The sequence below is a fragment of the Streptomyces sp. NPDC043876 genome, assembly GCF_056435825.1.
Window position 1 is genome coordinate 19,147 of record NZ_JBWKDV010000022.1, and the last position, 20,217, is coordinate 39,363.

17 protein-coding genes and 3 pseudogenes are annotated in these 20,217 nt (G+C 69.6%); 11 read left to right on the forward strand and 9 right to left on the reverse strand.

Translation table 11 applies throughout. From position 1 onward, the window contains the following. Window positions 1-39 precede the first annotated feature (39 nt). Complete coding sequence (locus tag AC0693_RS37305) at window positions 40-1,320, reverse strand: MFS transporter (RefSeq protein ID WP_478804409.1); 1,281 nt, start codon at window positions 1,318-1,320, stop codon at window positions 40-42. Between the two features lie 56 nt (window positions 1,321-1,376). Between AC0693_RS37305 and AC0693_RS37310 the strand changes: the two genes are divergently transcribed. Beyond that, window positions 1,377-2,387 carry an ArsR/SmtB family transcription factor gene (locus AC0693_RS37310; protein WP_469338936.1) on the forward strand — a complete coding sequence of 337 codons (1,011 nt, stop codon included), beginning with the start codon at window positions 1,377-1,379 and terminating at the stop codon, window positions 2,385-2,387. 81 nt (window positions 2,388-2,468) lie between these two features. On the opposite strand, the gene AC0693_RS37315 is transcribed toward AC0693_RS37310, so the two are convergent. From AC0693_RS37315 to AC0693_RS37325, 3 genes and pseudogenes are all read right to left on the reverse strand, one after another. Beyond that, on the reverse strand, window positions 2,469-3,341 hold the full coding sequence (locus tag AC0693_RS37315) for a MerR family transcriptional regulator (protein WP_478804410.1): 873 nt from the start codon (window positions 3,339-3,341) through the stop codon (window positions 2,469-2,471). Window positions 3,342-3,364: 23 nt separating this feature from the next. Beyond that, entirely contained in the window at window positions 3,365-4,351 is a 987-nt protein-coding gene (locus AC0693_RS37320) for an alpha/beta fold hydrolase (RefSeq protein WP_478804411.1), read from the reverse strand. Between the two features lie 325 nt (window positions 4,352-4,676). Continuing rightward, window positions 4,677-4,877: pseudogene (locus AC0693_RS37325) on the reverse strand (DUF5133 domain-containing protein); the annotation flags it as partial. A gap of 12 nt (window positions 4,878-4,889) precedes the next feature. Between AC0693_RS37325 and AC0693_RS37330 the strand changes: the two are divergent. Together AC0693_RS37330 and AC0693_RS37335 are read left to right on the forward strand one after the other, a co-directional pair. Further along, window positions 4,890-5,039: pseudogene (locus AC0693_RS37330) on the forward strand (MerR family transcriptional regulator); the annotation flags it as partial. A 578-nt stretch (window positions 5,040-5,617) separates the two neighbouring features. Then, window positions 5,618-6,277: a rhomboid family intramembrane serine protease gene (locus AC0693_RS37335; RefSeq protein WP_478804412.1), complete on the forward strand. Its 660-nt coding sequence runs from the start codon at window positions 5,618-5,620 to the stop codon at window positions 6,275-6,277. A 356-nt stretch (window positions 6,278-6,633) separates the two neighbouring features. On the opposite strand, the gene AC0693_RS37340 is transcribed toward AC0693_RS37335, so the two are convergent. Then, entirely contained in the window at window positions 6,634-7,566 is a 933-nt protein-coding gene (locus AC0693_RS37340; RefSeq protein WP_478804413.1) for a M56 family metallopeptidase, read from the reverse strand. After that, entirely contained in the window at window positions 7,563-7,937 is a 375-nt protein-coding gene (locus tag AC0693_RS37345; RefSeq protein WP_478804414.1) for a BlaI/MecI/CopY family transcriptional regulator, read from the reverse strand. Before AC0693_RS37345 ends, AC0693_RS37340 begins: the two co-directional genes overlap by 4 nt. A gap of 117 nt (window positions 7,938-8,054) precedes the next feature. Between AC0693_RS37345 and AC0693_RS37350 the strand changes: the two genes are divergently transcribed. The 3 genes from AC0693_RS37350 to AC0693_RS37360 are packed head-to-tail and all read left to right on the forward strand — an operon-like array spanning window position 8,055 to window position 9,453. Then, the gene (locus AC0693_RS37350) at window positions 8,055-8,723 is read left to right on the forward strand and encodes a DedA family protein (protein ID WP_469338955.1); all 669 of its coding nucleotides are present in this window, start codon (window positions 8,055-8,057) and stop codon (window positions 8,721-8,723) included. Beyond that, window positions 8,723-9,331, forward strand: a complete 609-nt coding sequence (locus tag AC0693_RS37355; protein WP_478804415.1) for a phosphatase PAP2 family protein — start codon at window positions 8,723-8,725, stop codon at window positions 9,329-9,331. The genes AC0693_RS37350 and AC0693_RS37355 overlap by 1 nt, the downstream gene beginning before the upstream one ends. Then, window positions 9,328-9,453 carry a hypothetical protein gene (locus tag AC0693_RS37360; RefSeq protein ID WP_469318671.1) on the forward strand — a complete coding sequence of 42 codons (126 nt, stop codon included), beginning with the start codon at window positions 9,328-9,330 and terminating at the stop codon, window positions 9,451-9,453. The genes AC0693_RS37355 and AC0693_RS37360 overlap by 4 nt, the downstream gene beginning before the upstream one ends. Window positions 9,454-10,393: 940 nt before the next feature. Here the strand turns inward: AC0693_RS37360 and AC0693_RS37365 are convergent. Together AC0693_RS37365 and AC0693_RS37370 are read right to left on the reverse strand one after the other, a co-directional pair. Continuing rightward, window positions 10,394-10,783 carry a VOC family protein gene (locus AC0693_RS37365; RefSeq protein WP_469338957.1) on the reverse strand — a complete coding sequence of 130 codons (390 nt, stop codon included), beginning with the start codon at window positions 10,781-10,783 and terminating at the stop codon, window positions 10,394-10,396. Window positions 10,784-11,260: 477 nt separating this feature from the next. Next, window positions 11,261-11,551, reverse strand: a complete 291-nt coding sequence (locus AC0693_RS37370) for a hypothetical protein (RefSeq protein WP_478804416.1) — start codon at window positions 11,549-11,551, stop codon at window positions 11,261-11,263. Between the two features lie 203 nt (window positions 11,552-11,754). Between AC0693_RS37370 and AC0693_RS37375 the strand changes: the two genes are divergently transcribed. The 4 genes and pseudogenes from AC0693_RS37375 to AC0693_RS37390 all read left to right on the forward strand — a co-directional run bounded on the left by AC0693_RS37375 (window position 11,755) and on the right by AC0693_RS37390 (window position 15,442). Then, a complete protein-coding gene (locus tag AC0693_RS37375; protein WP_478741908.1) occupies window positions 11,755-12,615 on the forward strand; it encodes an alpha/beta fold hydrolase in 861 nt (286 codons plus the stop codon). Window positions 12,616-13,806: 1,191 nt separating this feature from the next. Next, a pseudogene (locus tag AC0693_RS37380) lies at window positions 13,807-14,149 on the forward strand (MerR family transcriptional regulator). A 51-nt stretch (window positions 14,150-14,200) separates the two neighbouring features. Continuing rightward, a complete protein-coding gene (locus tag AC0693_RS37385; RefSeq protein ID WP_478804417.1) occupies window positions 14,201-14,875 on the forward strand; it encodes an ATP-binding protein in 675 nt (224 codons plus the stop codon). A gap of 288 nt (window positions 14,876-15,163) precedes the next feature. Further along, entirely contained in the window at window positions 15,164-15,442 is a 279-nt protein-coding gene (locus AC0693_RS37390) for a hypothetical protein (RefSeq protein WP_469338971.1), read from the forward strand. Between the two features lie 1,256 nt (window positions 15,443-16,698). Here the strand turns inward: AC0693_RS37390 and AC0693_RS37395 are convergent. Further along, window positions 16,699-17,595: a MerR family transcriptional regulator gene (locus tag AC0693_RS37395; RefSeq protein ID WP_478804418.1), complete on the reverse strand. Its 897-nt coding sequence runs from the start codon at window positions 17,593-17,595 to the stop codon at window positions 16,699-16,701. Between the two features lie 2,174 nt (window positions 17,596-19,769). Between AC0693_RS37395 and AC0693_RS37400 the strand changes: the two genes are divergently transcribed. After that, the gene (locus tag AC0693_RS37400) at window positions 19,770-20,120 is read left to right on the forward strand and encodes a hypothetical protein (protein WP_478804419.1); all 351 of its coding nucleotides are present in this window, start codon (window positions 19,770-19,772) and stop codon (window positions 20,118-20,120) included. Window positions 20,121-20,217: the final 97 nt, after the last annotated feature.

A 20,217-nucleotide genomic window follows, 5' to 3' on the forward strand; every position in this document is an offset into this window, starting at 1 on the left:
GGCCGGCGCAGCCGGTACATCCGCGCAGCTCAGGGCGTGTCACCTCTCGTCGGTGGGCACGGCCGATCGCCCGCTCGGCGTGGTGGCCGCGTGAAGATCTCGTCGCGTGCGGACGGGGGAGCAGAAGACGGGGAGGAAGGCGCCGGCCAGACAGATCGCGCCCACACAAACCGCCGCCCGTACGCCTGCGGCTTCGGCCACGAGACCACCGAGGGCGGAGCCTATGGCCAGAGCTCCGGTGAGCAGGAAGCGGAACGTGGCGTTCATGCGGCCGAGCAGCGGGTCCGGGGTCAGGTGCTGTCGCAGGGTAACCCCGAGGACGTTGTCGATGCCGGTCTTGGTCATGACCGCGAGCCACCCGGCGCCGGCTACCCATAGCCACGGCCCATCGCCGAGCAGCGTGACGGCGAGTGCGGCGGGTGCGAACCAGAGCCCTGCCAACCCCAGGGTGCGACCATGCCCCAAGCGCGAGGCGAGGCGGGGGGCGAGACGGGCGCCGAGCAGGATGCCCAGGCCGCCTGCCGCCCAGTAGGCCCCGAGCGCCCCGGCGGGCAGGTGCAGTTCCTGGGTGAACAGCACGGGCAGCACGGCGTTGATCATCTGTGCGCCGAGGTTGGTGAGGCTCGCGGTGAGCGCCAGTGCGCGCAGCTCGCGATTGGCCAGTACGTGTCGCAGCCCTTCCGCCATGTCGGCACGCAGCCGTTGCCGGTCGGCCGGTTCACCGGAAGGGACGTGGCGGCGGCCGATTCCCGTGAGACCGGCGGCGGAGGCGAGGTATGCGACGGATCCGCTGAGGATCGCCAGTGGAGCGGTGAGGAACTGGACCAGGACGCCGCCGGCTCCGCGGCCGGCGATGTTGGCGCCGGCCATCAGGCTCACGAGGGCGGCGTTCGCCGGAACCAGGTGCTCGCGTCCTGCCAGTTCGGGCAGGACGCTCTGCGAGCCGACGTCGAAGAACACCGTGGCGCAGCCGTTCAGCAGCACCACCGCGTACAGGTGCGGCAGCGAGAGCGTACCCAGCCACCAGCTGACCGGGATCGAGGCGAACAGCAGGGCGCGGGCGGCGTCGGCAGCCACCAGCACCCGGTGGGTGGGCAGGCGGTCCACCCAGGCGCCCGCGGGCAGGCCGATGAGGAGGAAGGCGGCGGTGGACAGTGCGGCCAGCGCACCGGCCTGGCCGGGGCCCGCGTCGAGGGCGGTGACCGCGAGCAGCGGGATCGCCACGTAGCCGATGTTGCTGCCGAGGTGGCTGAGGGCGCTTGAGGCGAACAGGACGCGGAAGTCGCGCAGGGACCAGGGGGAATGGGGGTATTCGGTCATGCGCGGTACGGTGCGCGACTGCTCGCGGCTCCACCTATTGATTTACCCTGGGCTAAATGATTGCGATCGAGCTGGGCTTGGAAGACGTGGCCCGTACGCGCTTCGCGATCTCCCCGCTGTGGGAGGTGGTGGCCAGCGTCCGGGTGCTCAAGGGCGCGGACGAACACGGCCTGCATCGCACCTGGGCGGAAAGGGTACGCCCGCGGCTGGCGGCTTCGGGCCTCGACCTCAGCCCGTTGTTCGACCTCGTTCCCGTGCCCGCGCGCTCGCCTTGGGCCGGCCGCGTTCCGGGGTTCATCTGCCCGCCGCCCACGACGCCGCTGCCTTCGCTGGATGTGGAACTGGCCACGGTCCGGGCCACCCCGCCGGCGCTGCTGCACACGACGGCCGAGGTGCCGCCGGCGCGGATGGCGGCGCTGCGCGCCGACCCGGCAGCCGAACTCGGACGACTGGCCGAAGTGCTGGAAGCGTACTGGGAGCTGGCCCTGGCTCCGTACTGGTCGCGGATCCTCACCTTGCTGGAGGAAGACATCCGCTACCGCGCCGGCCGCCTGGTCGAAGGCGGTACCCAGCAGCTGTTCGCGGATCTCGACCCGCAGGTCACCTGGGCCGGTGGCACGCTCCAACTGGAGCACCGCACCGTGCGCGGAGCACGGCGGCTCGACGGCCGGGGCCTGTTGCTGGTCCCGTCCGCTTTCGTGTGGCCGCGCGTCTTCTCCGTGCTCAACGAACCGTGGCAGCCCTCGCTGCGCTACCCACCGCGCGCCATCGGAACGCTCTGGCACGCGCGACCCGCGACCGTCTCCGACGCCCTGGCGGGCGTGCTGGGCCGATCCCGCGCGACCCTCTTGAGCGAGCTGACCTCCCCCGCCTCGACCACCGTCCTCGCCCGCCGCACCGGGCTGACCGCCGGCGGCGTCTCCCAGCATCTGACCGCCCTGCGCACCGCAGGTCTCGTCAGCGCCCACCGTGCTGGCAGAGAGGTGTTGTACGCACGCACCCGGGCCGGCGAGAGCGTCGTGGAGGCCGCAGGCGGAGGGCCGGTCCCCTTCGTGGGCCGTGCGTGACCTGGTATCCGCGCCTGCGAGATCAGGGTGGGCACCGAAACCGGGGCCTGCGCACCCGCCCCGGCAGGAGCCCGCCCGTCGTCACCACTCACGCCGGGAACGCCGCTCTTCCGGCTGCGCTTTCGTCTGAGCGCTCGGCATGTTGGCGCCACATTCCGGCTGCCATATTCCGGCACCGCCCGGTGCTGGGCCGATGCGTTCGAGCTTGGTCCAGCCGGTCCAGCCCCGCTTCTTCATCAGCTCGACCAGATGACGGGCCGATGGCATGGCCTGGAACGCCTGAGTGTCCAGCAACTCGGCGAACGCAGGATCGACGTCGACATCGTCGACGTAGTCCTCGCCCAGCTCGTCGGCCATCCGCGTGATGTAAGCCGCCACCTCGTCGGCCAGCTCGACCAGCCGTGGGTCGTCGTCGGCCCGGTCGAGCGCCCGGCCCAGGTCGAGGTAGAAGGTGATGAGCCGTGGGTCGGCGATCTGCTCCCGTTTGCGCGCCATCCACTGCGGGACTCGCTCGGGTGAGTGCGCGGCTAGCGCGATCCAGCCGTCGCGTTCGGCCCGGACGATCCGCTCGTCGATCCCCAGCGCCCGCAGCTGTTCGAGGAATACGACCACCTCCGCGGGCAGTGCCAGGTGGTCCCCGGCAGCGAGGCGGGCGACTCGCTCCCGGTGGCGCTGCCGCTCCCGGATCTCCGCCTGCAGCCGCTTGTCGATGTCCGCCACCGCCGCGGTGAATTCCTCCTCGTCGGCTTGCAGCAGTTCCCGCACGCGTGCCAGCGGGACCCCGGCTCCGGCAAGGGTCCGGATTTTGATCAGCTCGACCACGGCGCCGGCGTCGTACCTGCGATAGCCCGAGTGGTCCCGCTCCGGCTCCGGCAGCAGCCCCTTGGCGTGATAGTGCCTCACCGCACGCACCGTGACTCCGGCGTACGACGCGAGCGCGCCGATGGTCAGCATGGGAACAGTCTCCCGGAAGCCGCTCAAGAAGTTGGCCGTTCCGCTGGATGGTGTGCGCTCCGGATGACCTCGGCGATCTCCGGGGCGTGGGTGAAGACCAGCCGGTGGTCGGTGGGGAGCCAGGACGTGGAGATGTGAGGCCGAGCGCGGACGAGCCGCTCGACACCGGCACGCCAGAGCTGGTTGTGGCGTGGCGCCCGCCCTTCGGCGCTGTCGCCGGCGATGGCGGTCGACATGATCATGCTGATCGGGTGGTCGATCTTCCGGTACCGGTCGAGTATGCCGGACCGCACCACGTCGAGTTCGAGTTGCAGGTCGAGTACGTCCTGGGCGGTGAGCAGGACTTGACGCGCAGTACCCTTCGCCGCCTCGGTCTCTCGACGCGCCGCCGGGTCCTTCAGCATGGCGTGGAGCTCCGCCCGGTCGGCGTCCGTGATGAACGGTTCGGGCAACGGGTTCGCCCCGTCGACCAGGACGAGTCCGGCGATGGTTTCAGGACACTGGGAGGCATAGTGCACGGCCAGGTCCGCGCCCAGCGAGTAGCCCACGAGTACGGGAACCGAGGGCAGGTCCAGGCGTCCCAGCTCCGCCATCACCGCGGTGAGATCGCTCAAGAAGGCGTCAAAACGATACCCGGCGTCGGCCGTGGCGGACGAGGCGAAGCCGTGTCCCCTCAGATCGAAGGTCACCACGTCGTAGTCGCGTCGAAGAAGCCCGGTCAGCTCGTGCAGGTGAGCCTGGGTCGAGTGCAGTCCGGGACACAGGACCAGCGGCCGCCCCCGGCCGCCGCGGGATACCGGGATCGTGATGCCGTCGTGCTGGACCGTGAAGTGCCGCACCATCGTGTCGCCCCTCTCGCTGCGCGCCCCGTCGTTGTCGGTCGGCCGCATGTCGGTGATCGTCCCTCGGCGAGGTCGCTGATCGGATCCGGCCGCGCCCTCGTGGTCGCCGTACGGCTTGCCCAGGCGGCCGGTCGCGATCGGAGCGGCTTTCCCCGTCCTGCCGACCATGGTGAGAGGTTGCCCTTGCGTCAGGGTCAACCATCGCGCAGAGCCCTCAACGTCGTCGGCTGGACCCCCGAGAAACGGGTCGAGGGCGCGCTGCTGACCACCGGCCGGGGCCTTTACGGCCCGAGTGGGCGGGCTTTGTACGGCCCCCGAAACCGATCCCGGTGGTGCGTTCCTCTGGGACGGCGACACTCCCTGGAGACGGTGGACGGTCCGGCGGAACGCGTCCGGAACGCGTCCGCAACGCGCTGGCGGAACTGCCACCTGGCTAGCCCTCCCCGATAACGGCCGCCGCCTGTACCCGCCACCCGCGGATCCCGGCCGCCCCTTACCAGCGCGTCCCGCGCCGGGCCGTGGTTCCGGTGCTGCGCTGCGGGGTGCTGGAGGAGGCCGCGGGTGAAGTGGTGCGGCCGTCGGCCTGGATGAGGTGTTGGGCGGCCGCGAGTGCGGCGTGGGTGGTGGGGTGGCCGGTCAGGACGCACAAGGCGTACCCGGCGTCATCCAGGAGGATGCGGGCCGTGGCATCGCCCGGGGCGGTGAGGCCCGCGCCCGCGCACTCGTCGACCCGGGGATCCCCATCGAGGCGGCCTGCCGGATCGTCATCCTCGAAGACCAGCTCGAAGAAGCCCAACGCATCAACGCCGAACACCGCCACGCCGCCCAGGCGCCGAAGTCCACCGCTGCGGCCTGATTCCCGACAAGCCTGCCGACTGCGCGGGCCCTGTTCGGCTGGGCCCCTTCGTCTGAAGACCATTCACTGCCCAGCCCACCCCAGCCCAGCCCAGCCCAGCCCCGGCGACCCGCGGGCCGCTCTGGGCGCCCCTGTGTCTCTGGCTACAGCTCGTCGTAGCCGCCCCAGTCTTCGTCGCCGTGCATGTCCTGCTCGCGGCGCCGCAAGGCTGCCCGCTTCTGGGCGCCAGGGGGGCGGATGCGGATGGTGAGGGGTGGACCGGGTCCTGCACGGCGGGAATCTCAGACGCCGGCTGCACCTCCTCGGGCACTGCGCCCATGAGGGGACTCCTCCCACTCGGAGGTTGTGCCTTCCACGCTGCCACGTGGCTCACTATTCGGCAGCACGGCAGCACGGCAGCACGGCAGCACGGCAGCACGGCCACGCGGCGCGGACCGGACGCGGCGAGACACCGCCACTGCTCGGCAAGGCGTCTCTCGCGCGCCCACCGGCAGCTGCGCTAGCGAGCTTGGGTGGCATCGTGAAACCACTCGCATGGCACGATTTCATAGGGAGCGACTATCTGACAGGCTTCGATCATGAACATGCAGAGTTTGTTGCTCTATGGGTGTGCGGCGGTTGTCATCGTGTCCGGCTTCCAGCTCTTGGTGGCACTCGTTACGGAGGACTGTGAGGGTGTGCCTCCTGCGCTGGCTTTGCTGCGGGCGTGGCGACGGCCGGGCTCGTCAGTCTCCGCGGGGCTGGTGGGCACCATGGTGGTGCTCGGCGTGGCCCAGGTGGTCTTTCCCGCCATGATCGAAGCTCTGGAGCGACATCCTCATGGTGGGTGGTGGCGAGCCGTGACAGCGTTGACGGTGCAGTCGTCAGGATGGTTTCAACTCTTGTTCAACCTTGTCGCGCTGGCTGTTGTCGCTCCGGTCGCCGAGCGGCTGTTCGGCGCTTGGCGGATGTTGCTGGTCTTTGTGACCAGCGGTGTGGTGGCGCAGGCGGTGAGCATGGCCGGCTGGAGCGTTTATGGAGGCGGCGATTCAGTGGCGATCTGTGGTCTGGTGGGAGCACTCGCCACCTGGTGCGCGGTGCGTGGCAGCCTCGTCGCCCTGCGACGAGTGGCTCTCCTGATCCCCCTCGCAGGTCTTGTCCTTTGCCTCCTCACGAACAACCACGGAGTGGGTCTCCTGGTCGGCAGCGTGCTGGGACTTGGACTGGCAGCTCCTGCCCGCCGCCCTCTGGCGACCTGACTGCGTGGGACGGATAGCGTCGAGGAAGCACAGCGCCTCAACGCCGAGTACCGCACCGCGGCTGGTGCGGGTCCCGGGGCCGCGGCCTGAGAGAGGGCACGGTTGTTCCCTACTCGCCGGCCGTCCACGCTGTCCGGGATGTCCGGGCCACGTTTTTCCTGGGGCCCGAACTCCTCCCTCGGGCACGCCGGGAGGGGCGGCGTGCAGCCCTGCTGCCCGAGTGAACCGATCTGAAGAGAGTCGAGGGGGATAAGCCCCAGGAGTGCGCCCAGGAGGATTGATTTTCCGGTGCCGTTTTGAGCGGCGGCGTCGAGGTCCGCGGCCGCCGCTGCGGCGTGAGCGTTGGCCGGTGCGGGTCAGTCGTCCTGTGTTTCGCCCTGGGCGATTTCTACGCTGTGATGCAGGCTGACGAGTCCGGCGGTGGTTCCGGCAACGGTGGCGGCGGAGCAGGCGAGGAGCAGGCAGGCTGCTGCGGCGGCCAGCTTGTCACGTGTGGCCGCCGGTTGGAGCAGGGCCTTTACGCGTTGGGGCACGGGGCCGCCGGCTGCTCCGGCAGCGAAGGCCGGGCGGGCGGCATGGCTGGTCTTTCCGGCGAGGGCTGCTCGGCCGATGGCGCGCGCGGTCAGGTGCCGGTCGCCGACCGCCCTCGCGGCGGCTTCGTCGGCGACCCGTTCGACGGCCAGGCCGATGGCGTCGCGCAGTCCCCTGAGTGCGGGATGGCAGCGAGCGGCGAGGTCGGCGGCGGTGAGGAAGTAGTGGTGGCGTCCGGCAAGGTGGGCCCGTTCGTGGGCGAGGAGTGCCTCGCGCTCGGGTCCGTCCAGGGCGCGCAGCATGCCGGAAGTCACCACGATGCGGCCCGGGTTCCCGGGGAGGGCGTAGGCGTCGGCGTCCGGGCGGTCCAGGACGCTGAGGTCTCCTGCGATGGGCGCGTTGTGCAGCTGCGCGTGTGCGGTGCGGTACTGGCGCAGCTGGCGCAGGGCCGACCCGGTCATGGCGTACGCGCAGACTGCGAGCGCTCCGACGGCGAGTGAGGTCACCGGATAAGTGACCACGGCGGGCGCGATGTCCAGGGGGTGGATCAGGTGGCCGAGACGGGCCAGGGCGGACACGGTGAGCGCGCCGGCGAGGAGCAGGACGCCGAGGGCGGCCAGCCAGCCGGCCGCCAGCGAGCAGGCGGTTGCGGCCAGCGCCCACAGCGCGGCCGTCGGCCGAAGGCGCGGACCGGCCCAGCGCGTGAGCGCCGGCGCCGCGAACGGCATCAGCAGTGGCACGAGCAGCGCGGCGATCACCGCCCGCCATCGCCTTCCAGGAGGTCGCGCAGGATGCGCTCGTCCTCGGGGCCCAGGTCGGATACGAACCGGGCCAGCACACTGTGACGGTCACTGTCCTTGTCGAGCTCGTGGTGCATCCGCCGGGCGGTCAGGTCGTGGGCGTCCTGGACGGGGAAGTAGGCGAATCCGCGACCGGAGCGTTCCCTGCCGACGGTCCCCTTCTCGAAGAGGCGGGACAGGATCGTCGTCACCGTCGTGCGGGCCAGCTCCTGCGGCAGGCTGCGCTGCACCTGTCCGGCGGTCCGGGGCCCGTCCGCGGCCCACAGTGCCGCGAGCACGCTCGCCTCCAGCTCACCGGCTCCTCTGCGCTCGGCAGCGGCCTCGGCCATCCCCTTCTCCTCATCTCCCGATCGTCTACAGTGCAGTAGACCGTCTACCTGATTGTAGTCGACCGGTTGTCCCGCCGGGCTGCCCCCTGCCCGCCTTCAGTGAGAGGCCACCCACTCATGGCCGTATCCGTCCTCGCCGCATCACCGCTAGCGGTCAACCTCCTCGATGCCCACTCACTCCTGGCGACCTTTGGCGTCGCGGGCGTCGCGGCGGTGATGTTTGCCGAGACCGGGCTGCTGGTCGGCTTCTTCCTGCCCGGCGACTCCCTCCTCTTCACCGCCGGCCTGCTGTGCGCTGGCTCCGCGGGCAAGACCGCCACGCTGTCCCTGCCCTGGGTCCTGGCGGCTTCGGTGGCCGGCGCGCTGGCCGGCGCCCAGGTGGGATACCTCATCGGGCGCCGGGCGGGTGCAGCGGTCCTGTCCCGGAGCAGGTCCAAGCGCCTGCACGAGGGCGCCGAGCGCGCCGAGGAGCTGCTGGAACGCTACGGGCACGCCAAGGCGATCGTGCTGGCCCGCTTCGTCCCCGTGGTCCGCACAGTCCTCAACCCCCTCGCCGGGGCACTGAACATCCCGGCCCGCGTCTTCACCCTCTGGCAGACGGCCGGCGGCCTCATCTGGACGGTCGGCCTGGTGCTGGCCGGCTACGCGCTCGGCTCCTCCATCCCCAACGTCGACCGGTACCTGCTGCCGATCGTCGCCCTCATCGTCGCCATCTCCCTGCTGCCGCTGGCGATCGAACTGCTCCGCTCCCGCCGGGCCGGCAAGCACCAGAACGGATCCGCCTGATGACTCACCCGTACGACGGCTCGGCCATCGACGGCCCCGCCTACCTCGACATCGTCGACCTGGCTCACCGGGCCCCGGGCTGGCTCGACAGCCTGATCACCGGATGGTCGGCCTACGGACTCGGCGTCTTCGCACTGCTGATGCTCCTCGCCTGGTGGCAGGCCCGCCACGAACGAACCCCGTCCGCGGTCACCGCCCTCGCAGTCCCCCTGGTCACCGTCCTCGCCTTCGGCGTCGACTCCCTGCTGAAACTGGCCGTCCGCGAAAACCGGCCCTGCCGGCAGCTGAGCGGCGTGGTCACCCTCGAAGCATGCCCCGCACCCGGCGACTGGTCATTCCCCAGCAACCACGCCGCCCTCGCCTCCGCAGCGGCCGTCGCCCTGCTCCTCGTATCGCGCCGACTGGGCCTGATCGCCCTGGCGGCAGCGGTCCTGATGGCCGCCTCCCGGGTCTGGGTGGGCGTGCACTACCCGCACGACGTCCTCGCCGGGTCCGCCGTCGGCGCCCTCGTCGCCCTCCTTGCCACCCCGGCCGTGCGCCGCAAGCAAAGCGAGATCGCGGCCAGGCTGAAGGACGGCCCGCTGCACCCCCTGCTGGCCGCGGCGTGAGCCGCCGCAGGGCCGCCCGCCTCTGCGGCGGGGCGGCCCTGGCCGCGGCAGCGGCCATCGCCCTGCTCACCCTGGCGGTGCTGTACGCCCCGCACGGACTGCTGCCCGGCGACGCCCCCTGAACACCTGGTCGCAAGCCCACTGGTCCGGTCCCGCCCTCGCCCTGTCACGGGCGGTCACCGCCACCGGCACCGGGGTCATCCCCTTCGCGGCGGTCGTCCGGGCCGGCCTGTCCGTGGGCAGCACCCGGTGGCGGCCGGCTCCGGGCTGCCCGTGGCGCTCCCCGGCCGGGGAGCGCCCGTCGATGCAGCCGGCGGCAGGCGGTGTGGGGCAGCCTGCCGCTACTTGGGCGCGTTGAGCCGCCGGGTCGGCTCGGCGCGCGCAGCTGCTGGTGTCTGGCTCCGGCGGCGGGACGCGCACGGTTCGCGTCCATGACGCGCTGTTGCTCCTGGCGGACGACGTGGAGGTAATTGACAGTTTGTCCGGGTGGCGGGCCAGGCGGATGCCGGTGCGCTGGCCGGAATGGGGGAGGTGCCGGTCGGGTTGGTGGTGCGGCGGCTCGTGGTGCCGGGGCAGGGGCCGCTGGCGGTGATGGGTGATGCCAGGCTTTCCGGGCGGATCCGTCCGGGTGTGGGAGAACCTGGATCGGAGTGTCCTGGCCGTCCCGGTTGCGGGGCGCGGCGGTCGGTACGCGCGGGTTGGTCCGGCACGGGCTTGCGTACGCGGGTGTGGGGGAGGGGTGCGTGTGTGCGGCATGACTGCCGCGGTGTCGTCCCCGTCATCTGGTGCCCGGAGCCCGGGGGTCCGGGCGTGTCGGTGATGGAGTGGCATCCCGGCGGCGGTATCCGCTGCGCGGAACTGGCGCACCGCCACGGCTGCGACCGTCGCAGCCGCACGTGATGCACTGTGGATCGCATGCATGTACACCAGTTCGGCTTGTGCTCTGCCTCGCATGTGCCCCCGGGGAAGGTGCGTCCGGGCGTGCGCCGTTGTGTCGGCGCCCGCCCGGACGCGTTGGCCGGGTGGGTTCGCTGTCGGCAGGTGCCCGGAGGTCTGTGACGGTCAGCGGCCCGGGCCGTCTCCGATCTGGGGAGGGGAGCCGGGCAGTGCGAAGTGCGGGTTCTCGATCAGGCCGATCACCGAGCCCGCGGGGTCTGTTACCGACGCGGCGCGGATCGATCCTCCGACTTCCTGGACGGCCTCACGCACGGTCGCGCCGGCGCCGACGAGGTGCTCCAGGGCCTTGTCGACGTCCGGGACGCCCCAGTAGGTCACCGGTCCTTTGGAGGGGTCGGCGTGCGGGTCGAGGGCCAGCTCGTAGCCACCTACGTTGAAGCCGACGTAAAACGGCTCGTCGAAGTAGGGCTCGACGCCGAGCACGGACGTCCACCACGCCTTGTCGGCGTCGAGGTTCCGGACCGGATACATCACTGTCCGCAGACCGAGGAACATGTAACACCCTTTCAGTCAAACACTTGTTCGGTGAGGATAGTGGGTCCGCGCCGGTGGTCCGCAGTTCGTGACCTCGCTGGCCGCTTGTGTCACGAACCGCGTCCGGCACACGTGCGAATGGGTGCGGTGGAAGGTGTGGAAGGTTCACCGCGGGGCTCGGGGGCGGGGCGCGACGCTGCTCGTCTGCTCGTTCGGGGATTGTGCCGCGCCGTCAGGTCCGGCTGCGGCATCGTCATAGCAGGCGCCTTTCGCCGGGTGACGCCGGTGATGGAGTGGCATCCCGGCGGCATCCGCTGCGGGGAACTGGCCCGCTGGCGCGCCGGCGCCACGGCGGCGACCGTCGCAGGACCCTAAGCATCACCTCGGGCATGCGATGCCGGAGCCCCATTTGACTGGTAACGGCGGCTGGGTCAGGCGACCAGGTCAGGGGGCCCTACGGCCGACTCCGCTCCGGAGGGTGCTTGAGGTCCTGCAGGGTCACCTGGGCTCGGGCTCGGAGACGACGAACTCTGTGCCGTGCCAGTGGACGATCAGCCCTCGGACCCCGTCCGGTCCGCTCTCGGCTGCGCGGAGCAGTTCGACCCGGCCCGCTGTACTCCACCCGCGCTCGGCCCAGTAGGGATGGGAGCTGATCAGGCACGCGAGTCGGATCAGCTCCCGTCGCAGCTTCGCGGCCCCGACAGCGGAGCGCAGGGCGAGCTGGTTGTAGACATGGGTCTGCTGGCGCTTGAGGTGGGTCAGGTCGCCGGGGAAGCGGAAGGGTGCCACTCACGTATTCAATCAGATGTTCGAATTGAGCCGCCGGTGGTGCCCGCAGGGGCGAGGCGAGTGTTGTGACTGAGCGCGAGTTGGCGCTTGAGCACGCTGGTTGGCGACTGAGTTCGACAGTTGGCGGAGTGCCGGGGGCTTCTCGTGGGCAGGTGGGACGGCGGGGTAGCGCGGACCGGGCCCCGGAGCGGAAGGATCGTTTCGTGTTCGAGGAATTCGCCACCAGGACGGTGCGCACCACCGAGGCGTCCGTCTTCGTGCGGTACGGGGGCCAGGGCCCGCCTCTGCTGTTGTTGCATGGCCACCCGCGCACGTCGGCGACTTGGCACCGGGTCGCGCCCGTCCTGGTGCGGCGCGGTTTTAGCGTCGTCTGCCCAGACCTGCGCGGGTACGGGCGCTCCCGCGGCCCGGCGCCTGCTTTGGATCATGTCCCGCACTCCAAGCGCGCCGTGGCCCAGGACATGGTCGAGGTCATGCAGACGCTCGGGCACCAGCGCTTCGGTCTCGTCGGCCACGACCGGGGGGTTGCCGTGGCGCTCCGCCTGGTGATGGACCACCCCTCCGCGGTGACCCGGGTGGCGTTCCTGGACGGCCTGCCCCTGAGCGAGCACTTGGCCCGTGCGGATGCCCGGTTCGCCACCGCGTGGTGGCACTGGTTCTTCTTTGCCCAGCCGGAGATCCCCGAACGCGTCATCAACGCCGATCCCGACGCCTGGTACCGCGGTGACCCCGAAACCATGGGACAGGAAAATCACGACGAGTGGCGGACCGCCACCCGCAATCCAGACGTCGTCCGCGCCATGCTGGAGGACTATCGCGCCGGGCTCACCGTGGACCGCCAACATGAGGAGGCGGACCGTGCCCGAGGCGCGCGGATCGACTGCCCCGTCCTGGTCCTGTGGTCGCTACGAGATGACCTTGAGGACCTGTACGGCGACCCGCGCACCATCTGGCGCGACTGGGCCGACGACGTCCGGGGCCACGGCATCGACGCTGGCCACCATGTGGCCGAGGAAGCCCCCGGCCCGCTCTCCGCCACCCTGGGTGACTTCTTCAACGGCTGACGCTGCCTCGCTCCGCCGCCGGCGAGGCGTGCGTCCCCGTGGCCGAGGAACTGTCCGAGAACCTTCATGGTCGACGGTGGATTTGAGCACCACAGTTGGCGAAAGCCGCCAGCTGCGGTGCTCAGTCACAGATGAGCGTCCTCGTTGGAGGGGCTGTGCGTCGAAGGTGGCGACAGGGCCTCGTCGCGCTCCTGAGCGGGGAAATCGGTTGGGGGCGCTGGGCCGGCCTGGCAGGCTTGCGTGGTGATCGTTGAATTGGCTCCTGGCTTCCTGACCTGGGACGACGTAGACCCCGCCCGTCACTCCTTCGACGGCGCGACGGTGCGCTCGCTCGATCCGGCCCAGTGTGTGCCCATCCGCCCGGACGTCCCTTTCGGGGACCCCGCTGATGAGCGCCTGGAGTCGTGGCGAGGCCAAGTCCTTGGCCGATACGATGTCGTACTCCCTCGTGCAGCACTACGGCAGCTGGGCAGTAGGATGGCGCTGGGCGCACGACGAAGGGGATTTCGACGGTTGGCGCCCGCAAGGCATTGTTCGTGCCTTCGCCCTAATACACGTCCCCGAAGCCGCTCTGGAAGGGTCTACGGCCTGCCCGGCCTGCCCGGCCTGCCCGGCCTGCCCGGCCTGCACCAGGCACTCGACACCGCCCTGGCCGTGGTCCTCGAAGCGGCCGGTTTCCGGACCAGGACCCTCGGCCAGGGCCGGCTCCTGGTAACCCGTCTCGACTAAGCCGCCTGGTTATGATCCTCCCGGCGTTGCGCTTGTGGAGGAGGCGGCCCCCACTGTGGTGGATAGCCGCCCGGTGGTGACCCCTGGCCCCAGCCGAGTGGTGGCTCCCCATTCGAGGCCGCGAGCAGTTCGCAGTAGCAGCAGGTATCACCAGCAGTACGCATTCCCGCATAGGTAGTTGATCACGAGGGATGAACGGACGAGCCGAGCGCCATCAGGATCGCGCGGACGGAGTATTGAGTCCGGGTACCGCAGGACATCGTTTGTGGGGTGGTCTTCGGTCAAGCAACCGCGATCCCCGCACCCCCGACAGCATCCAAGGTCGGGCACGCGGACACAGCAGGCCGGCGCAGTACGAGGGCCGGCAGATGGTGTAGTCAGTTCCTTCGGGACCCTGGTGCCACAGGCATCAGGGCTCCTCCGTACGTCCCACCCCTCCTTGCTTTCCATGAGAGAGGTGCGATGACAGCAGACGACTCGTTCGGTCGTCTCGATGACGACGACTTCCCCGCCTACACGAGGGTCCGGGCCGCCGAGATGCTCGGCACCACCCAAAGCTTCCTGCGCGCCATCGGCGAAGCCCGCCGGATCACCCCGCTGCGCTCCGCCGGCGGGCACCGGCGCTACTCCCGCTACCAGCTGCGGATCGCCGCCCGCGCGCGCGAGCTTGTCCACCAGGGCACCCCCGTCGAGGCTGCCTGCCGAATCGGTCATCCTGGAGGACCAGCTCCAGCTTCAGCAGGCCCAGCGCGTCAACGCCGAGTACCGCACCGCTGCCGCGGCGGACTCCAAGGCCGTGGCCTGAGACGGGTGTAGCCGTTCTCCCCTCCTCTGCCATCCACGCTGCCCGGGGCGCATGGCGTTCCCGGGCCGAACTCCGCCCTCGCAGAACCTGAAGGATGGCGTGCAGTTCCGCTGTCTCCAGGGAGAAGCCTTCCTGCTGTTCCATGGCAACCCGGACGGTCAGATTTTCGTTTTGTGTTCTCGTGTAGGGCTGCCGTTTCGGGGTATCCGGCTGCAAGCAGCCGCGTGGTCTGCTCAGGATGAAGGTGGCGCTATGGCTGCTGTGGTGTCCCACGACGAGGGTGAGCTGCTGTTCAGCCGCCCGATCATGTCGGCGATGACCTTGGACGGCAGTGAACCGATCGCTGGGGCCAGGCGTGCTGCCCGCGGTTTTATGGCTGATGTGCAGGCCGTTCACGGGCTTCCGGTGTCGGACCGGGCGATGAGCATGGTGGAGCTGGTGGTCAGCGAGCTGGTCACCAACGCCTACACATATGCGCCCGGGCCGTGTCTGCTGGAGCTTGAAGTTGGTGGCGGTGTCGTGGAGATCAGCGTGTGGGACACCGGTGCCCGGCTGCCCGCGGTGAGCGCGGCTGATCCGAGCCGGGTCGGGCAGCACGGCCTGGAGATCGCGATGGCGGTGTGCCGCAGTTTTGAGGTGCGGCGCGAGCCCGTGGGTAAGCGAGTGAAGGTCACGATAGGGCTGGCCGACGACCCCAGCGGGGCACCGACCGGCCGCCTCCTGTGACCATGCCGGCCAGGTTTGCCACACGAGTAGGGCGACAGCCGCCGAGGCACTGCTTTTGACTCGCTCTCCACACCCCGATCAGGGAGCTGCGCGAGGGCCCCGCTGACGACTGTGTGCCGGCGACTCCGGCAATTGTCGGCACATGTGAATAGCGGGGCCGTGGCGAGCCCACGGCGGCGACACATCAAACACCTCCTCAGCGAGCGCATGATGCTACTGGCGGCCGTTGCTACGTGATGGCTATCGCGGGTGGCGCTCGCCGCCGGTCTTTGGGTGCACACTGGCGGCATGCCGAGACAATTCGAGAGCGACGCGGTACTGGTAATCGACGGAGCCGAACGGGCGGTGCATGCCCGGATCTCCATCTTCGACGACGGCGCTCTGGCGAAGACGTGGTTCGGCTCTCTCACTGCCGACGATCCCCGGCTGGAGGGGGAGCTGTTGAATGCACGCGGGGCCGTCCTGCGAATGCCGGACGGTAAGGAGGGATCCATCAGTACCAGCGACGGGCCCAGTAGGAAGCGGGGGGAGGTCTCCTTCACCGGCAGTGGCCAGCCGCCCCTCTGACCCTAGACAGAGCAGGACGCCCCCACCGCCGAAGCGGTGGGGGCAGGGACTGGTACGGGCCCATTCGCCGGCGGGTGGGAGCTCGACAGAGTCGATGCCCGCTGATGCCTTCTCCGAGGCTGGCGTTGACTGCGGCCTCCATCACTCACGTCCATCAGAGTTCGATGCACACGCTCGGCGTTCGATGACATCGGACGGTGCCGCCGGGGTGACGGCCGGCCCGTGTCCGGTCTGCGCGGCGCGAGCGCGATAGCGATTTCGGGGACGCGGGCGCCAGGCAGCCGGGCCCGCCCGGAAGGGGCGGGCCCGGCAGCGGCCCCGGCCGGTTTCCTCCCTGACATGAGTGGATCACCGGCCGTAGCGTCGGTGGGGGTCGCTTTCATTCGTTCGGAGGACGGGCTGCAGGACGGCCGCGTGTGCTGGGCAGCTTCCTGAGGCCGTATGGCGTGGTGCCATGGCCGCAGCAATTCAAGGCCGAAGCTGTGACCCTGTGCGAGTCCACACCCGGTGCGACGTACAAGAGCATCGCCGCTGACCTGGGCCAACCGGGCGACTCTGCGGGGTGGGTGCTGCGGGACCGCGAACGCCGTGGCGTCAGTGCCTCGGGTACGAAGCCGGCTGCCGTCCCCCGGGCGGCGGTGGGGCCTGGTGATGCGGACGAGCGGGTTCGGCGGCTGGCGGCGAGGGTGGCGGAACTCCACACAGCGGTGACCAAGACTTCTTGACGGGAGCCCTCTCTGGTATGCGGAACCGGTTCTTCCTACGGTCGTTGAACGAGCGTGATGGACGCGCCCCGCCCTGGGTAACCCGAGTTTCCGGGGCGGGGGCCGCCCTGCCTGGCAGCTCTCCGCCCTGCCGGGCCTGTACGGGGCCACCCGGCCACCTCGCAGCCGACAAGACCCCCGACGCCCGTCCGTGCAAAGGCTGCTCAGTCGGCGCACGCCGCAGGGTCCAAGAGGGCCCCGCTGCTCTCGGTGACAGCCGCCTTCCTCGCCTTCGTTCTCATGCGCCGCCGCAGGCGCAGTCGCCAAAGGCATCCAAGGTCCGCGAAGCGGCCTCCAGCACCCGCAGTGCGCCCGAGGGCGGGCGACCCACGGGACGGTGAGGAGCACTGTCAGCGGTCAGTTCGGAATCCCCACGTACGACCAGTTGTGATGTCACTCTTGGTTACGGCCGGGGCTCGACGTCTGACCCGATCAGTCACATGCGGATGAACGCGACCGGTTGTCGGGCCTGCCAGTGCCAGGCACAGGCGATCAGCTGTCCGCGGAGTCGGTGTCGGTGTCGGCAAGAGCCTCGCCGAAGAGCTGTCCGGCGAGTTCCACGCAGCGCATCCGGGCAGGAGAGAACTCGTAAGGCATCTTGGTGATCGCTGCTGCGGCACTCATCTCTATGCCCTCCTCCCCTTTCAGGTCGGCGTCGTAGATCTCGAAGATCTTCCCCTCGGCCGCGTCGAGACCAGCTGCCTCGATGGCCTGATTCAGGGCCATTTGGTGAGCGCATCGCTGTACGGCGAGCTCGTCGACGCGCGGGTCGTCGGGTTCGACGCCGTCGTCGAGGGCGGCCTCGGCCGCCTCAAGACGGTCCTCCTCGGTCCGCAGGTCGGGGTGGGTGGCCAGCACGATGAACGTGCTGGCCTGGATGGCGGCGCCCAGTGGCCCGAAGATCCGTTCCGTGACTAGCAGAGCGTCCAGATCGGAGGGGCGCAACGCGCCCGGGGGCAGGTGGCTGAGCCGGTCCGTGACCAGTTCGGAGAGCAGCCCCAGCGGGCTGCCCACTGCCTGCAGGCGCTGGACAGCCGCGCGCCGACGTTTGATGGCGGCCTCCTGCGCCGCCAAGGTTTCCTCCAGCCTGCTCAGGACCGACTCGATATCCGGGCCCTGGTCCAGCGCTTCGTCTCCAGCTTCGTCCCGGGATTCGCCGAAGGCGGCCCGCATGTCGTCCAGGCTGATACCGGCATCAGCCATCTTGCGGATCCACAGCAGGCGGGTCATGTCGTCATAGCCGTAGCGGCGGCGGCCGTCCCCGCCGCGCGCGGGCTCCGGCAGCAGACCGATCTCGTGGTAGTGGCGGATGGCGCGTGGAGTGATCCCGGCGAACGCAGCGGCATCACCGATCTTGACCTGCCGGGGAGGCGTGAGGGAGGGGTACATCGCAGACAGAGCCTTTCGTGCTGTGGTGCTCCGACCCCACCACATGCCGCTACGGCATGTGCAACATCCCCATCCCGGTGCCACCGGCGCCAGACCCTGGCTGCTGCCGGCACCGATCAAGAGCGATCAATCATCTGGGAACGCAGAGTGACCACCGGCGGCCAGACAGCTCCCCGCCAAGTGGCCGCCGCTGGGCGATTCCACTGACCGCCGGCAAGGGGCACCTTCAGCGGGGAGGGCCAACTACCCCACTGCGGGTCCGTGTCATCCTGGCCCGGGCTGCGGCGCAGCCGGCACGGTCCGCACGAATGGAACCGGCTTTGAGGGTGACCTTGGAGGACTCGTAGTCGGACGAATGCCAGTAGCCGCCGTCCTCATCCCTCTTTCGGGTACTCCGCAGGTGCGCTGCGCGGCCCAGGGGGCCGGACCGGTGGGCACCGGGGACGACCTGCGACCCGCGCGGGAACTCGTCTTGAAGGGCTGCATCTTCGTCTTGTACGCGACGGCTAGGTGTTGTGGTTCAAGGTGGTCGGGACCGCTCATGCCCGGACGACGACGTGATCCCCCACACCACCGGGCGAGCTGCGAGCAGACGTAAGGGTTTACCCCCGGCAAGGCGATGGTGGCGGGGACAGTGCGCGGGACAGCCGGGAGGGTCCTCTGCGATCGTGGGGCGGACGAGGCCGAGCGCCCGGCGCTCTTCGGCTTTGCGGAGGACTGTCCGCTGCCCTCCACTCGGGCCGCCCGCCTTTCGCACATGGCGTCAGACTTGAGCCCGCTGCCAGGCACGTCGACACTCGCTGAACTCACGGGTAGAGGCAGAGAGGAACTGCCACTCTACCGGCATTACTGACGACTCCCGTTGTTTCGTCGACAGCGAGCACGTACATCGTTCGCGAGTCGGACCTCTGGCAGTTTCGCTGAGTTAGCCACCTCTCATTGAAGATGACGGTCCCGGAACCGATTGCAGGGTAATTTGACCCCCTTGCCGGTTCCCAGCTATAGAAGGAGGAATTCGGGGGAGTGACTACCAGTTGTTTATCCCCATTTTTCCAATACGCAGAGAATCCGTGACTCGGGATTTCATTGGGGTGGGAATACCCCGAGACTGCATGCGCATTGGCCTGACGGTTCTGGGTGCGGCTCAGCGGTGGCACACACACGAGATCCGATGGCCTGGTTTCACGCCATACGTAACCTTGCTTGCAGGTGGCCGGGCCGTAGGGTCCGCCGCCCGGCTGCACTCGTGAGGGACCAGCACTATTTTCGCCCAACGTCTTGGTGCGCCACTGGGGGGTGACACAGACAAGGTCGCCTACGAAAGCTTCGCGCCACACGAGGCCGAATACACAGGTGTACGGCCCGTATCCTGCGTGTGCGGACGGCGCCAACCCGACAGAGCCCGCGACCACAGCGGCGGTTGCCATTCCTCCAGAGAATAGGCAACGAAGCTTCCGGCGAGTTTTTGTGCTGGGGAATTTCTTGTTCATGGAGACCTCCGGTCGTGGCACAGAAATCACCTCTCGCCGAAGGAGCGGATGCGTTCCTGTGCCACTCGGCTTCGGTGCCGACCACAGACTCCATTACACCCCCGCTCGGCGTAACAAGCATCTGGAAACTCATTACTATTTCAACAGGTCGACCAACACCGCAACGCCCTCCATCATGACCTGCTGCCGGACCCCGCTGCCCAGCTGGCAGTCCTGCGAGAGGCCCTCATGGCCGCCGAGCACCCGCGGACCGTCGTGACGTGGCTGCGAACCTCGGCCTCCGCGCGCCTTCTACACGAGACCGCTGCCTGCGGCCGGCTCCTCACCCATGTCGACCTCGACACCGTGGCCGGACCGGGACGTGGTGCCCGCCCAGAGCACGGACTACGTCCGCGGTCTCCTGGTCGCCTTCGGCGTCCTGCCTCCACGTGACGAACATCTCGCGGCCATCGAGGGCCACCTCGCCCGCACGCTCACCCGGCATCCGAAGTACGCCATGCTCCGAGGCCCGTATGTTTGCTGGTCGGTGATGCCCCGGGCCCGTCGCAGGGCCACCCGCTCCGCCAGCACGCACGGGCGCGCACGGTGGGCGTACACCCGCATCAACACGGCCGTCGCCCTTCTCGAGCATCTCGCCTCGCTGGGCCTCACCTTGTCCGAGGCCACCCAGCTGGAGATTGAACGATGGCTCGCCGCCGGCCCAGCACCCGATACGCGGTGCGGGACTTCCTGGTCTGGACGGCTCGGCGCGGCCACAGCGACGACCTACTGGTTCCTCACCGGGGCAAGGCCGAACCAGAGGGAATCGACGAGGGCACCCACTGGGACCTCCTACAGCAGTGCCTCCACGACGAGGACCTCCCCCTGGAGGTGCGGGCGGCTGGATCCCTGCTCCTGCTGTTCGGCCAGCACCTCACCCACATCATCACCCTCACCACCGGGCACCTCGACCACCAGGACAGCCACCAGACCATCCGCCTCGACAGCACCCCCTCCGCCTCCTGCAGAGCCTCGCCACCCTTCTCACCCGACTGATCGACCAGCAGCCCAGGCAAGGTTGGAGCGGCAACACGCCCGGCACCTGGCTCTTTCCCGGCAGCCTGCCGGGCACCCACTGCTCCGCCAGCTCCCT